Source organism: Microbacterium sp. EST19A (assembly GCF_019969685.1).
Classification (GTDB): Bacteria; Actinomycetota; Actinomycetes; order Actinomycetales; family Microbacteriaceae; genus Microbacterium.
In genome coordinates, this window is sequence record NZ_JAHXYZ010000002.1 from 1,195,428 (window position 1) to 1,209,421 (window position 13,994).

General features: G+C 68.0%; 14 protein-coding genes. 6 read left to right on the plus strand and 8 right to left on the minus strand.

The features are described from left to right. Positions 1-2: 2 nt before the first annotated feature. From LC452_RS15810 to LC452_RS15825, 4 genes are read left to right on the plus strand one after another with little or no spacing between them, the layout of a single operon-like run. Positions 3-881, plus strand: a complete 879-nt coding sequence (locus LC452_RS15810) for an aldo/keto reductase (RefSeq protein ID WP_223626986.1) — start codon at positions 3-5, stop codon at positions 879-881. Then, positions 878-1,630, plus strand: coding sequence for an SDR family oxidoreductase (locus LC452_RS15815; RefSeq protein WP_223626988.1), 753 nt, complete (start codon positions 878-880; stop codon positions 1,628-1,630). Before LC452_RS15810 ends, LC452_RS15815 begins: the two co-directional genes overlap by 4 nt. Before the next feature lie 38 nt (positions 1,631-1,668). After that, entirely contained in the window at positions 1,669-2,688 is a 1,020-nt protein-coding gene (locus LC452_RS15820) for a zinc-dependent alcohol dehydrogenase family protein (RefSeq protein WP_223626989.1), read from the plus strand. 13 nt (positions 2,689-2,701) lie between these two features. Next, positions 2,702-3,103, plus strand: a complete 402-nt coding sequence (locus LC452_RS15825; RefSeq protein WP_223626991.1) for a cupin domain-containing protein — start codon at positions 2,702-2,704, stop codon at positions 3,101-3,103. A gap of 57 nt (positions 3,104-3,160) precedes the next feature. On the opposite strand, the gene LC452_RS15830 is transcribed toward LC452_RS15825, so the two are convergent. Further along, on the minus strand, positions 3,161-3,514 hold the full coding sequence (locus LC452_RS15830) for an HIT family protein (protein WP_223626992.1): 354 nt from the start codon (positions 3,512-3,514) through the stop codon (positions 3,161-3,163). A 137-nt stretch (positions 3,515-3,651) separates the two neighbouring features. Then, on the minus strand, positions 3,652-4,797 hold the full coding sequence (locus tag LC452_RS15835; protein ID WP_223626994.1) for a Gfo/Idh/MocA family protein: 1,146 nt from the start codon (positions 4,795-4,797) through the stop codon (positions 3,652-3,654). A gap of 37 nt (positions 4,798-4,834) precedes the next feature. Between LC452_RS15835 and arr the strand changes: the two genes are divergently transcribed. Together arr and LC452_RS15845 are read left to right on the plus strand one after the other, a co-directional pair. Then, a complete protein-coding gene (gene arr / locus LC452_RS15840) occupies positions 4,835-5,245 on the plus strand; it encodes an NAD(+)--rifampin ADP-ribosyltransferase (protein ID WP_223626996.1) in 411 nt (136 codons plus the stop codon). Positions 5,246-5,385: 140 nt separating this feature from the next. Then, a complete protein-coding gene (locus tag LC452_RS15845; RefSeq protein ID WP_223626997.1) occupies positions 5,386-6,492 on the plus strand; it encodes a GNAT family N-acetyltransferase in 1,107 nt (368 codons plus the stop codon). 9 nt (positions 6,493-6,501) lie between these two features. On the opposite strand, the gene LC452_RS15850 is transcribed toward LC452_RS15845, so the two are convergent. The 6 genes from LC452_RS15850 to LC452_RS15875 form a co-directional block, all read right to left on the minus strand. Beyond that, positions 6,502-7,056 (minus strand): DUF6611 family protein, encoded by a 555-nt coding sequence (locus LC452_RS15850; protein WP_223626999.1) that lies wholly within the window; start codon positions 7,054-7,056, stop codon positions 6,502-6,504. Between the two features lie 108 nt (positions 7,057-7,164). Continuing rightward, positions 7,165-8,187, minus strand: coding sequence for a DUF389 domain-containing protein (locus LC452_RS15855; RefSeq protein ID WP_223627001.1), 1,023 nt, complete (start codon positions 8,185-8,187; stop codon positions 7,165-7,167). 311 nt (positions 8,188-8,498) lie between these two features. Then, on the minus strand, positions 8,499-10,892 hold the full coding sequence (locus LC452_RS15860; RefSeq protein WP_223627002.1) for an arabinofuranosidase catalytic domain-containing protein: 2,394 nt from the start codon (positions 10,890-10,892) through the stop codon (positions 8,499-8,501). A 53-nt stretch (positions 10,893-10,945) separates the two neighbouring features. Continuing rightward, on the minus strand, positions 10,946-11,884 hold the full coding sequence (locus LC452_RS15865; RefSeq protein ID WP_223627004.1) for a glycoside hydrolase family 43 protein: 939 nt from the start codon (positions 11,882-11,884) through the stop codon (positions 10,946-10,948). Then, positions 11,881-13,191 (minus strand): family 1 glycosylhydrolase, encoded by a 1,311-nt coding sequence (locus LC452_RS15870; protein ID WP_223627006.1) that lies wholly within the window; start codon positions 13,189-13,191, stop codon positions 11,881-11,883. The genes LC452_RS15865 and LC452_RS15870 overlap by 4 nt, the downstream gene beginning before the upstream one ends. Then, complete coding sequence (locus LC452_RS15875; protein ID WP_223627008.1) at positions 13,188-13,994, minus strand: carbohydrate ABC transporter permease; 807 nt, start codon at positions 13,992-13,994, stop codon at positions 13,188-13,190. Before LC452_RS15875 ends, LC452_RS15870 begins: the two co-directional genes overlap by 4 nt.

The window sequence follows — 13,994 nt, forward strand, 5'->3', positions numbered from 1 at the left end:
ACATGACCACGAATCTCACTCTGAACAACGGCGTCTCAATGCCGGCACTCGGCTTCGGCGTGTACCAGGCGGCGCCCGAAGAGACCGTCGCCGCCGTCGCATCCGCGCTCGAGACCGGTTACCGCCTCATCGACACCGCCGCCGCCTACGGCAACGAGCGCGAGGTCGGCGAGGCCATCCGCCGGTCGGGCATCGCCCGCGACGAGGTCTTCATCGAGACCAAGGTCTGGATCACCGACTTCGGCTACGACGAGACGCTGCACGCCTTCGAGAAGTCGACGGGCAAGCTCGGCGTCGACACTCTCGACCTGCTCATCCTGCACCAGGCTCTGCCGTCGCAGTTCGACCGTACCCTCGGCGCCTATAAGGCTCTCGAGGCCCTGCTCGGCGATGGCCGCGTGCGCGCGATCGGCGTCAGCAACTTCATGCCCGCGCATCTCGGGGATCTCGCCACAGAGACCTCGATCGTGCCCGCGGTGAACCAGATCGAGGTGCACCCGTACTTCCAGCAGCGCGACGTGCAGCAGGCGGATGCCGCGGCCGGCACGATCACGCAGGCCTGGTCGCCGATCGGCGGCATCACGGCGTACCGTCCCAACGGCGCCTCCGCGTTCGACGACGAGACGCTCAAGGCCATCGGCGCCGAGCACGGCAAGTCCCCGGCGCAGGTGATGCTGCGCTGGCACCTTCAGCAGGGACGATCCGCCCTGCCGAAGTCTGTGCGCCCGGCGCGCATCGCCGAGAACTTCGACGTGTTCGATTTCGAGCTCTCCGCGGAGCAGCTCACGGCGATCGACGCGCTCGACACGGACGTGCGTCGCGGCCCGGAGCCCGAGGCCGTCACGCTCGAGGCCTTCGGCAAGGAGATCCCGGAAGCATGACCACCCTGAACGTCCTGCTCGTCGGAGGAACCGGCAGCATCGGCCGGCACGTCGCCCGGGCGGCGGAGAACGCCGGCCACAGTATCCGCATCCTGAGTCGGCGCGGCGGCGGAGACGACACCATCCGTGGCGACCTCACCGATGCCTCGACACTCGCCGAGGCGGTGGATGGCGTCGACGCAGTCGTGTTCACCCACGGCACGCACGGCAGCGCGGCGGGCTTCCGCGACGTCGACTACGGCGGCGTGCGGAACGTCCTCGAAGCGATCGGCGATCGCCCGGTGCGCATCGCGTTGATGACCGCCATCGGCGTGACGTACCGCGACGGCGAGTACAACCGCTCCAGCGGCGCGCACGACTGGAAGCGGCGCGGCGAGCGCCTCGTCCGCGCGAGCGGCAAGCCGTACACGATCGTGCGTCCGAGCTGGTTCGACTACAACGAAGACGACGAGCACGAGCTGCACTTCCTGCAGGGCGACACCCGCACCGCGGGCAGTCCGGCCGACGGCGTCATCGCGCGGGCTCAGCTCGCCGAGGTGCTCGTCGCGTCGCTCACGTCGGAGGCGGCGGTCGGCAAGACGTTCGAGCTCGTGGCAGAGAAGGGGCCGGCCCAGGCGGATCTCGATCCGCTGTTCGCCGCCCTCGACGCCGACACGGGGCTCGATGGCGCGCGGGACGTCGACAACCTGCCGGTCTCGCAAGAGCCCGCCGACGTCATCGCCGATCTCGACCGCATCCGCCGCGCCTGACGGCGCCCCCGAGACCATCCCTCAGAAGGAGAGACACCATGCGTGGAGTCATCATGCACGGACCCGGCGACGTCCGGGTCGAAGATCGTGAGAAGCCGACGATCACCCGCCCGACGGATGCCGTCATCAAGCTCGCCGCGACCTGCATCTGCGGATCGGACCTCTGGCCCTACCGCGGTGTCGACGGTGTGAACGCCGCCCCCATGGGACACGAGTACGTCGGCGTGGTCGAGGAGATCGGCGCGGACGTGAAGAACGTGAAGATCGGCGACTTCGTCGTCGGGTCGTTCATGGCGTCCGACAACACCTGCGAGATCTGCCAAGCCGGATACCAGTCGCGCTGCGTGCACGTGGTCTCGATGGGCGGCATCGGCACACAGGCCGAGTACGCCCTCATCCCCCACGCCGACGGCACCCTCGTCGCGACACCCGGCCAGCCCGACGCGGACCTCGTTCCGTCGCTGCTCGCCGCGTCCGACGTGCTGGGCACGGGATGGTTCGCGGCGGTCGCCGCTGAGGTCGGCCCCGGTAAGACGGTCGCTGTCGTCGGAGATGGAGCCGTCGGACTCCTCGGCATCCTCGCCGCCTCCCAGCTGGGCGCCGAGCGCATCATCGCGATGAGCCGCCACGCTGATCGCCAGGAGCTCGCCCGCAGTTTCGGCGCCACCGACATCGTCGAGGAGCGCGGAGACGCCGGCGTCGCGAAGATCAAGGAACTGACGAACGGCCTCGGCGCGCACTCGGTGATCGAGGCCGTCGGTACGCAGGAGTCGATGATGCAGGCGATCCGCTCGACGCGCGCCGGAGGCCACATCGGCTACGTCGGGGTCTCGCACGACGTGGAGCTGCCCGGCAACGAGCTGTTCTTCTCGGGCGTGCACCTGCACGGCGGTCCCGCGCCGGTGCGTCGCTTCCTCCCCGAGCTCATCCAGCTCATCTGGGACCGGAAGATCGATCCCGGGGTCGTGTTCGACCTCACGCTGCCGCTCGAAGAGGCGGCCGAGGGATACAAGGCCATGGACGAGCGCCGCGCCACCAAGGTGCTGCTGACCGTCTGAGCAGGAGGGAACCGTGAACATCGAACCGCGTATCCCGACCGTCAAGAACCCGCCTGAGCAGTTCACCGGCGACGTCTGGCTCGACCCGATCATCGCGCCGCACGACGCCGACCAGCGGATGTCGGGCGGACTCGTGCGCTTCGCCCCCGGCGCTCGCACGGCGTGGCACTCGCACGCCCGCGGGCAGTACCTGCGCGTGACCGAGGGCACGGCGCTCGTCGGCACCCGCGACGGCAAGGTGGTCGCGGCGGAGCCGGGTCAGACCGTGTACACCCCGCCCGGCGAGGAGCACTGGCACGGCGCCACGGAAGACCGCTTCATGCAACACCTCGCACTGCTCGAGGGCGCCGACGACCCGGCCGAGACCACGACGTGGCTCGAGCACGTGTCGGACGAGGAGTACCGCTGGCGCTGAAAAGCGCGCGGAGCCGTGATGCAGGTTCTGTTCCCCGAAAGGGGTACGGAAGATGCATCACTCAGGCGCTCCCCACTCCGCTCGGAGCGCACGAAGATCCTGCTGCAGCTCTTGGGCGGTGAGGAAGCTCGGACCGTCGGAGATGTCGACGTTGCGCAGCGGATCGTCGTTCGGATGCTGCGGCAAAAGGTGACAGTGCAGGTGCGGCATCCGATGACCCATCACGAGGTAGTCGATCTTGCGCGGCGCGAACACCGTCGTGATCGCACCACCAGCGCGTTGCACGTCGCTCCAGAATCGGCTGAGTTGCTCGGAGTCCAACTCACCCATGTCTGTGGCGTGCTCACGAAGGATCACCACGCTGTACCCGGGATGCGCCTGATTGCGCACGAGACGCGTGTGAGTCGTCACCGTCGATCCGACCAGCACGCTGTGCTCGTTCTCCTCGAGGTGCGCATCAGCGCACATTCCACAGGCTGTCGCGTCTGTGAGCCTCGCCCACTCTTCATCCGACCACCACATCCGAGAGCCGTCCATGCCGGCGTTTTTCACCGAGCGCCTCCATCGAATGCCGGGATCGGCAGCGGCACGCCACCCTGCAGAGCGGACTCGTGCGCGATCACCCCGGGGGCCGTCCAGTTCGCCGCCGTGACCGCGTCGATCGCGGGTAGTCGCTCTTCGACGATGCTGCGGACGAACTCGTGGACGAGATGCGGGTGCGAGCCGCCGTGTCCGCCGCCCTGCACGAACGAGGCATGGCTGCCGTCGGCGTGCACGCTGGAGCCAGTGTAGCCCGCGATCTCCGCGGGAAGCAGGTCACCCCGATCGGGCGCTTCGATGCGGCGGGCTTCGATCCCGTCGCCTCGCGCGTCCTCCCCTGCGCCGGTCGAGCGGAGGAAGTGCACCGGCGGCTCGTCCTCGAGTTGCGGCCACTCGAATCCGTAACTCTCGCCGTACACGGCGAACGCCTCGGAGTAGGAGCGCGTGGCCTGGAACAGGGTGCGGGAGACCTCGACCGCGGCATCCGATCCCTCGAGTTCGAAGATCGCCGTCTCGGCAGGGAACGGGTTGCCGTACTGCGCCGCGCGGTCGGCAGGCAACCGGCCCGAGCCGAGGCACCGCACGGACGTGGCGCGAGTGCCGAGCAGACGCAGCACCGGAGCGATCGCATGGGTCATGTAGAAATGCGGAGGGAGGCCGCGCCAGTACGTCGGCCAACCCTCCATGTCCTGATAGTGCGAGCCCTTGGCGAAGGTGATCGTACCGAACCGTCCCTCGTCGAAAAGTTCCCGGCAGTGCAGGAACTCGCGTGTGTAGACGGCGGTCTCCATCATCATGTAGTTCTTGCCCACGGCGCCCTGCAGCCGCACGATCTCGCGCATCTCCTCGACCGACAGCGCCATCGGGACCGTGGATGCGCAGTGCTTGCCGGCGGTCAGCACGGCGATGCTCTCGCGCCCGTGATCGGGGAGTCGGGTGACCAGGTGCACGGCGTCGATGTGGGCCTGCGCGAGCACCTCATCGAGGCTCGTATACCTCTCGGTGATCCCGAATTCGTCGCCGACGGCCGCCAGCACCTCCGGGTCGGCGTCGCAGATGGCGAGCGCCGCGACATCCGGATGATCCCGGTAGATCGGCACGAACTCGGCCCCGAAGCCGAGACCGACGAGGGCGACAGTGATCTTCGCAGTCATAGGTCCAGTTCTACCGCGTCCGACCTAGGCTGTCGGGATGGATGACGCGCTGGACGAGGGTCCGTTCTATCACGGCACCAAGGCCGACCTTCAGGAGGGCGATCTCCTCACCGCCGGATTCCGGTCGAACTACCGCCCGGAAGTCGTGATGAACCACATCTACTTCACGGCCCTGCACGACGGTGCCGGTCTTGCCGCAGAGCTCGCAGCCGGCGACGGCGAACCGCGGGTCTACGTCGTCGAGCCGACCGGGCCGTTCGAGAACGATCCGAACGTGACCGACAAGAAGTTTCCCGGCAATCCGACGCGGTCGTATCGCAGCACCGAACCAGTGAAGGTGGTGGGCGAGGTGCTCGGCTGGACACGGTTGTCGGCCGAGGCTCTGCAGACGTGGAGAGAGACGCTCGCCGCCATCCGCGCCGACGAACGCGGCGAGATCATCAACTGACGTCTCGCGACGACCCGGAAGCGCACCATTGCCGCCGCGGTGGCGGCATGAGAGGCTTTCCGTCGTGACCATCTGACAGCGATCTCCCTCCTCCCCACGCCGTGGGTGAGTCGAACGATCCTGCGAACAGAAGGTTCACCATGTCATCCCTTGATCACACCGGCGTCGAGCCGGCCTTCACGATCTCCGAGCTCACCGTGCCGGAGACCATCGATTCCCCTGATGCCGCGGACTTCATCGGCATGGCCGAGGTGAGAAGCACCGTCGAGGCCGAGCAGCGCGGAGCCCCGGGCGAGCTCTTCACAGCCGAGGAGATGCTGCCGAACTGGAAGGACGAGAGCACCGTGATGCTCGGGTTCGTCGCCAAGGTCGGCGCCAGGGTCGTCGCGCGCGGCAGCCTGGCGCTCCCGGCCGATGCGAGCGAGTGCTGGGCGTCCGTCGCGGTGCTTGCCGACTACCGGAGCCAGGGCATCGGCTCGGCACTGTACGAGCGTCTCGAGCAGACGGCCACAGCCCGAGGACGAACGACGATCCAGAATCAGACGAGCTTCCTGGCGACGGCGACCGTCACCGGCGACAGCATCTCCGCCCCGACCGGCTTCGGATCCGTGCCGGCAGAGCTCGCCTCGACGCGCTTCCTGCGGAACCGCGGCTTCTCTCTCGAGCAGGTCGGCCGGTTGAGCGGCCTCGCACTGCCCGTCGATGAGGAGGCCTTGTCGGCTCTCCTCGCCGAGACGACCGCGACAGCCGCCGGCTACCGCACCGTGACGTGGCAGGGCCGGACGCCGGACGAATGGCTGGAGAGCATCGCCGTGCTGCGCACCAGGATGAGCACGGATGCTCCGAACGCCGGCATCGAGCAGAGCGAGGACGTGTGGACGGCCGAGCGCGTGCGTGCGTTCGACGACCTGTGGGAGACGAGCCCTCGCATGCTGATCACGACGATCGTCGTCGACGACGCCACCGGACAGGTCGCGGGCTACACCGAGCTCGATGTGCCGCCGGAGCCCGATCGATCCGTGGAACAGCGCGACACGCTGGTGCTGCGAGGTCATCGCGGTCGTCGCCTCGGGATGCTGTTGAAACTCACCAACATCCGGGGGCTCCGCGATAGGTTCCCCGATCACGGTCTCATCGAGACGATGAATGCCGAGGAGAACCGCCACATGCTCGACGTCAACGAGGCAGTCGGATTCGTGCCGCTGTCGTACGCGGCTCGGTGGAAGAAGATCCTCGGTCGAAGGTGAGCGAGGTCTTCATCGACGGTCGGACGTCAGCCGTCCGCCGGCGTGCGCATACGCCGCTCGCCACGCTCGGTCGAACTCCTGGCGACTGATCACGCCCTGTCGGCATGCGAAGGCGGCATCCTGCAGAGCTTCTGCGATCGTGTCGAGCCGACGTTGCTGCGAGCGCTCTTCGGCGCTCTCCTCGTGGAGGCCGGACCGGCTCGATGCCAGTGTCACTGTGCGCTGACGGATGTCGCGCGCACGGCGCGACAGCGAGATGCCGACGGGGAGCAGAACCGCCGTGAGCAGCAAGGCGGCGAGCAGCAGCGGGACCCCCACGGCAGACAGACCCACCCAGACGACGACCCCTCCGCCGAGCGCGAGCGGCGTGAAGAAGCGGTTGGCCTCGGCGAGGCGTCGTTCTGCACCGGTGGAATCCGGCGGATAGATGGCGAGCACCGATGCGACCGTGCCGTAGTGGCTCACGGTGCGCGAGACATGGCCCCAGCGCGGGACCGACGGGCTCGCGGCGGGGACGGCAGCGACGGCAGCGGTGGTGAATCGAGGACGATGGTCGAGGGACATGGCTCCCACATTCCTCCGCGCAGACCTCGGAAGCGCGGATGCAGACGGAACCCATACGGCCCCGCGCCGTTTCCATGCGAGAAGGCGACGCCGTTGCGGGAGTGCGAACTACTCCTGACGGGGCGGGGACGGATGCCCGTCGTCTTCGATGCTGAGCATCCGCAGACGCGCCGTGCTTCTCCGGCGCCGCGACCTGCGGAGGCGCGCGGCTCGTCGACCCTGCCGACGGCCGGAGATGAGCTGCACGTACAGCGTCGCGACACCGGCGATCAGGAGACCGGCGAGATTGATGAGCAGCTGGATCGCGGAGCCGCGCGCCTCGTCCCAGGCACCGACGGCAAGCGTGAGGCCGATGGTCCCGACCGCCGGCACCGTCGTGATCGAGATGAACACCCCGACGAGGGCCGATGACTTCGCCGTGGTGAGCGAGAGCACGCCGGCGATGCCCGCGAGGATCGCGATGACGAACGACCACGCGTCCGGAGCGACGATGAACTCTGTCGCAGGGCCGGTGGTCGCCTGCTCGTAGGTGATGACGCCCGTCGAGTAGAGAGCCGCCCAGACGCCCCAGGCGATGGCGGCGCATACGGCGAACCCACCCAGGAGCGTCCCGAGCGCGGGGACGACGATGCCGCCGCGTCGACGCACGATCGCGTAGGAGATCGCGGCGAGCGGAGCGAACTCCGGACCGACGACCATCGCACCGATGATGAGGATCGGCTGATCGAGCAGACGGCCCACGCCCGCGATGAGCGTGGCGAGCAGCAGGAACACGAAGAACGAGACGGAGGGATGCGCGTCTTCCTCCGCCTTGCCGGCGAGCTGCGCCCAGAGCACGCCGTCGGCGGGATGCCCCGGGGCGAGAGTCTCAGCGCGGACGGCGGCATCGGAGACCACGACCAGAGGTTCGGACACGACGATGCCGCCCTCCGCGGGGATGCCGAGGTGCCGCAGCGAGCGCATGATGTTGTTCGCGTTCTCCCTGGTCATCTCGAACAGGATCACGTCGCCGCGTCCGTCCATCGCTGCCGCGGGGATGACGGCCAGCCCGCAGACCGTGGGGTCTCCCGAGAGGATCTCCTGCGCCTGATCGGAGAGGGCCTGAGTGACGCTGACGCGGACGGAGAGCATGCACCTATTCTGCTCGGCCCGTCGACGCGGGGCGGATCCGTCTGTCGGACCGCGCCCAGACCACAGCGACGAGGCCGGCGATCGCGAAGACGAGGAGCGTCTGCACGAGCTCGCCGGCGGTGCCGGTCGGCGGCCTCAGAGCATCCGACGCGTTGTATCGATCGGTGTGACCGAACGTAGAAGCTCGATGGACGGGAGAACATCACTTCGCGGTGCGGACGTCGCCTCGTACCGCCGTAGGGGTCGCGCCGGCTGGCGGACGTGTCGCTGATCCCCGGCGGCCCACCGGGAATCAGCGACCCGTGCGCCCGCTAGATGATGAACTTCTGGTTCGCAGCTCCCGTGCAGGTGTTGATGGTGAGTTGGAGTCCGTTGGTCCACGAAGTTCCCGGAGCCGTCAGACACAGTCCGCTCGGCGGGTTGAGGATGGTTCCGTTCGACTGAGGCACCCACTGCTGGCCGCCCACACCGTTGCAGTTGAACAGGATCACCGTGGTTCCCGGCGCGGTGCTGTTGCCGGCAACGTCGAGGCAGCGCGTCAGCGTCTCCAGCGTGTTGTTCGGAGTCAGCGTCCAGTGCTGGTCGACGGCATGCTCGATGCACGTCCACAGCTGAACCTTGGGCCCTGACCAGTTGCCATAGGTGTCATTCCCGGCGGTGTCCACGCATTTTCCGCCGGGCGCGGCGATCGTCTGCCCACCCGACACCTTGAACCGCTGGGATGCCGTGCCGTTGCACGCCTGGATGGTGAGCACCGTCCCGTGGGTGCCGTTCGCCGGGTCGGTGAGGCACAGACCGGACTGCGGGTTCTTGAGCGAGCCGTTCGCCTGCTGGACCCACTTCTGTCCACCCACACCGTTGCAGTCGTACAGCTGGACCTCGCTGCCGGCGATGCTGCTGTTGCCGACCACATCGAGGCAGCGGCCCAGCGTCGTCAAGGACCCGTTGGACGTGTGCCACCAGCTCTGGTCGTTCGCCTCCCGCAGGCAATCCCAGGTCACCACGCGAGTGCCGTTGGCGCCGTTGTTCGCTCCGATGACGTCGACGCAGTTGCCGGCCGGCGCGTTGATGGGGGTCTCATCGAACAGCAGCCCCGGCGTCACGATGAACCGCTGGCTCGCCGCCGCCGTGCACGGCTGGATCTCCAGCCGGGTGCCGTTCGACGTCTGGGCGTTCCGCGCGGTGAGGCACAATCCCGATTGCGGATTCTTCACCGTCCCGTCCGGCTGCGGCACCCACTCCTGGCCACCGAGCCCGTTGCAGTCCCACAGCTGGATCGGCGTGCCCGCGGTCGTCGTGTTGCCCGTGATCTCCAGGCACCGCCCCATGGTCTTCAACGTGTTCGGGTACTCGTCCAGACCTGACGTCAGGTAGACGGTCGGGGTCGTGCGGATGTGCAGCCACTTCTGGTCGACGGCGTCGTGGAGGCAGTCCCACAGCTGGACGGCTGCTCCCCCGACCCCGTTGTCGGGACCGCTGACGTCGACGCACTTGCCGGCGGGTCCGGTGATGCCGACGCCGGGGCCGCCGCCGGAGGTGCCCGTGTACGTCACGGAGGCGATGTCGGACTGCAACGCCGCGACGGTCGCGTTCGGCGCGTACCCGGACGTGATCGCCCCTTCGAAGAAGGATCCGGGTGCCGCGTTGCTGTTGTCGCCACCGGCACCGAGGGTGATGCCGCCCTCCTGCTTCATCGGCGTGTACCCCGCAGGCAGCGGTCCCTGGAACAGCGACGTCAGAGACGCGGAGGTGGCGTTGCCGCCATAGAGAGCGAAACTCGTCTGCCCGTTGTTCCGCAGCACCCCGGTGACGAAGGGGCTGGTCTGGCTGACGCTGGCCGGGTTGCTCGGTCCATTGCTCTGGAAGACGCCGTTCTCGAGATCCGCTTGGATCCACGGTCCGCGGCCCGAGCACGGCGGCTGTCCGCAGAACGTCGACATGATCAACGTGTCCATGTGACCGGCGCCCGTGTTCGTCGACGTCGCTTCCACGTTCCCGAAGTCGAAACAGCACGCGTTGGTGGCCATCGTGCCGCTGGCCACCCAGTACATCGACTCCGGTTGACCGTTCACGGCCATCCCGGCGCCGTTCGCGCGACGGTATCCGACGCGAGGCTCGACCTGGATCCCGTACACGGCATGGCCGGCGACCGTCACCGGCAGAGCATCCGCACGAGCGCCGATGGCGCTCGAGCCCGCTTCACCGACCGGAGCGATCGCGAGATGGTTCCCCTGCCCGGACTGGTCGTACACCTGCACGATCGTGCACACGGTGTTCAGACAGAACGAGTCCTGCGACGCGGCGTTCGCGTACCCGGAGCTCAGCAGACCCACGTCGGATCCCGCCCCGTCGGACGCCCTCGTCACCCGATACAGCGGACCCGCGTAGGAACCGGAGAGCGCGCGGACGGTGGAATATGCCGCCACGCACGGAGTGCCGCCGGCCGAGAATGTGTCGCACGGGAGCCCCGGCGACGCGGCGACGTTCTGCTGCATCGTTAGAGCAGCGGCCTGCTCCACCGGTGCGGTGGTCACCGCATCGGCGGTGGCGGCGTTGGTTGCGGCGGGGATGCCCGCCAGCACCAGGAGGCCGACGACGAGGACGCCGACCAGTCGCGAAGGCCTCCCCTGCTCGACGGTCGCGTGCAGAACACTGCGAGAGGGCCTGCGTCTACGAGGGCCTGCGGCGTCCCTCAGGACGGACATGAATGTACTCACCATTGCGTACTTCTCCTTGCCTTGTGTCGGTTTTCGGATGATCAGGTCGTTGCAGTGGAGGGGCCCTGTGTCGGGCCGTCGACCCAGGGCCCCTCCGGCTCGAAGGAGATGCGGCGCACGTGCATCCTGCGTGCATCGTGGTTCGCATCCCAGGCGTGGAAGACGATGACGTCGTCAGCGTCGGGCGAGACGGTCAGCGAGTTGTGGCCCGGTCCGATGAGGCCGTCATCGTCGGTCGTGAGCAGAGGAGGAGTGCCGTGAGGCGCATGCCGCCACGGGCCGGTCGGGTGGTCTGCGACCGCCCATGAGACGGCGTATCCGTCGCCGGTCCACGCACCTCCGGAATAGGTCATCCAGTAGCGGCCGGCGCGGTGGATGACGGCAGGGCCTTCGAGCGTGTGCCAGTCGAAGGTGCCGTCGTAGATGGCGCGGCCGCGTTCGAAGATCTGCCAGTCCGCGTTCGCCTCGAGCACCCCTGTCGCAGAGCCGTCCGTCGAATCCATGGTCGCAAGGCGAACGACCGCGAGGTGCGTGCCCGGGCGAGGGTGCTGGAGCACGTCGCGGGCGTAGAACAGGTACCACGTGCCGTCCTGATCTCTGAACGGGTGCGCATCGATCGCGAACGATTCGTTCGGAGTGAGGTTGACCCCCCGATCGACGAACGGGCCCAGCGGGTGGTCCGCGCGAGCCACCCGGATGTGGTGACCGACGATGCCATGCCCGACGGAGTAGTACAGCCACCAGGCGCCCTCGGCTTCGACGACCTCCGGCGCCCAGTACTCGTCGCCGTAGGTGTCGGCGAGCCGCGGGAGCACGGGGCCGTGGGATTCCCAGTGGGCCAGGTCCGTCGAGGTCAGCGCTTCGAAGACGGCGTCTCCTGCCGCAGGCGGGCGTCCCGTGCCGTAGGCCACGTAGGACCCGTCCGGTGCGCGCAGCACGAACGGATCGGCGAAGTACTCCGCATACACCGGAGCACTCATGACAGCGTCCGGTACAGCGTCGCCGCCGGCGTCGGCACTCGGCTGAGTGTGCCGTCCGATCGTTCCTCGAGCCGCACCAGACCCATGCGACGCAGGAACGGTGTCTTCCCCTGGGCGGGGTCGCCGAGCGAGGGTGCCGGCCCGATCGTCGTGGTCCCGTCGGCATCGACGGTCTCGATGACGAATTCCTCCACGTTCGCTCCCCCTGCCGCCCACGACCAGTCGACGAAGTCGAAGAGCGGCCACCAGGTGTACCCGCGGATGTCGCACTGCTCACGCAGCTCCTCCACGACCGCGGCGGAGTCGCGCAGCCACCGCGTCCGCACCTCGTCGCCGCCCTCGATACTGGTCTCGGTGATGATCAGCGGCAGCCGGTACCGGGAGGCGAACGCCGTCAGTGCTTCGCGGAAACCCTGCGTCCACTTGTCGTACGAGATCTGCACGGGGTCTGCGCCGACGAGAGTCACACGGCGCGGGGTCAGGTCGGGGTAGTAGTTCACCCCGATGAAGTCCGGCACCGCGGGATGGAGACGAAGCCAGTCCAGATCCGCGCGGAGAGCACCGTGCTCGAGGAGCCACGCCCACAACGGGTGCTGCTCGTCGACTCGTCCGAACAGGAAGTCGGTGGGCAGCCATCCGACGTCGCGCAGCAGCGCGGCATGCTCGTCGAGACCGGGGTCGTCGGTGTGCACCACGGTGGATGCTTCCACATGCACGATCACGGCATCCGGGTTCACGTCTCGGATCGCGGTCGTCGCTCGCGCCATCCCCACGGCGATGGGAACCGCGACCGTGACCCACCCGTCCCACCCCGAGAGCCGCGGCGGCCACACCCCCCGCAATCCACAGAACGACGCGGTCGTCACCGGTTCGTTCAGCGGCGTGAAGTGCCTCACCTTCGAGCGGTACCGGTCGGCGAACGCACGAGCGAACTCCGCGATGGCGTCGGGATACCGGGGATCGGCGAAGGAGTCGGTGAGCCAGCGCGGCGTGCCGTAGTGCACGAGGTCGGCGACGATCGTCAGCCCGAGCTCATCGACCGCGAACGGGATCACCTCGTCCAGCCGTGCCCAGTCGAAGACGCCGGGCGCGACGTGCACCAGGGGCCAGCTGACGCCGTACCGGAGTGCGGTCGCGCCGATCTCGCGCGCCAGGGTCAGGTCTTCCCGCCAGGCGGCGTCGTGCCCCGTGAGGGCGTGTTCGTCGAGCGGGGCCTCCCCCGGCGACACCGGGTAGACGCACGTGTCTTCGATGCCGAGCAGCCAGGTGAAGCCGTCGCGGGCGAATGGCTCGTGGGGAGCTCTCATTTCAGTCCTGTCGTTGCGATGCCTGCCACGAAGTACTTCTGTGCGAAGAAGAACGCCAGGGCGAGGGGAAGAAGGGAGATGGTGGCCCCGGCGAGCAGCACCGCATGGTCGGTGACGTGCTGGCCGCCGAAGAGGGTGAGCCCGGCGGGAAGGGTGCGCATCTCGGTGGAACTCGTGACGATCAAGGGCCACAGCAGGTCGTTCCAGAGGTTCATGAAGTGCAGCACCGCCAGGGTCGCCAGCGCAGGCTTGGCCAGCGGCAGGATGATCGTCCAGTAGATGCGCAGGTGACCCGCACCGTCGATGCGTGCTGCTTCGTCGAGCTCACGAGGGATCGAGATGAAAAACTGGCGCAGCATGAAGATTCCGAAGGCGCTCGTCGCGCGCGGGATGATGAGCCCCTGGTAGGTGTCGAGCCACCCGAGATGGAACAGCTCGATGAACACCGGGATCAGCGTCACCTGGAACGGCACCATCAGGGTCGCGATCACGAGCCAGAACAACACGGTCGATCCGCGGAAGGGGATCCGGGCGAGCGCGTACGCGCACATCGAATCGAACAGGAGACACAGCACCGTGGTCACGCCCGCGAAGATGAAGCTGTTCAGCAGCAGGCGCAGGAAGGGCAGCTCCTGCCAGATGCTGATGTAGCCGTCGAGGGTCCACGTGGTGGGGAGCAACTGTGCCGGCGCGGCGAACAGGTCGGCTTCGCTGCGGAAGGAGCCACCGATCATCCAGATGAACGGGATCAGGGCGGCGAGCACGCCGATGCCCAGCAGCACCCACTTGAAAGAGAGACGCAA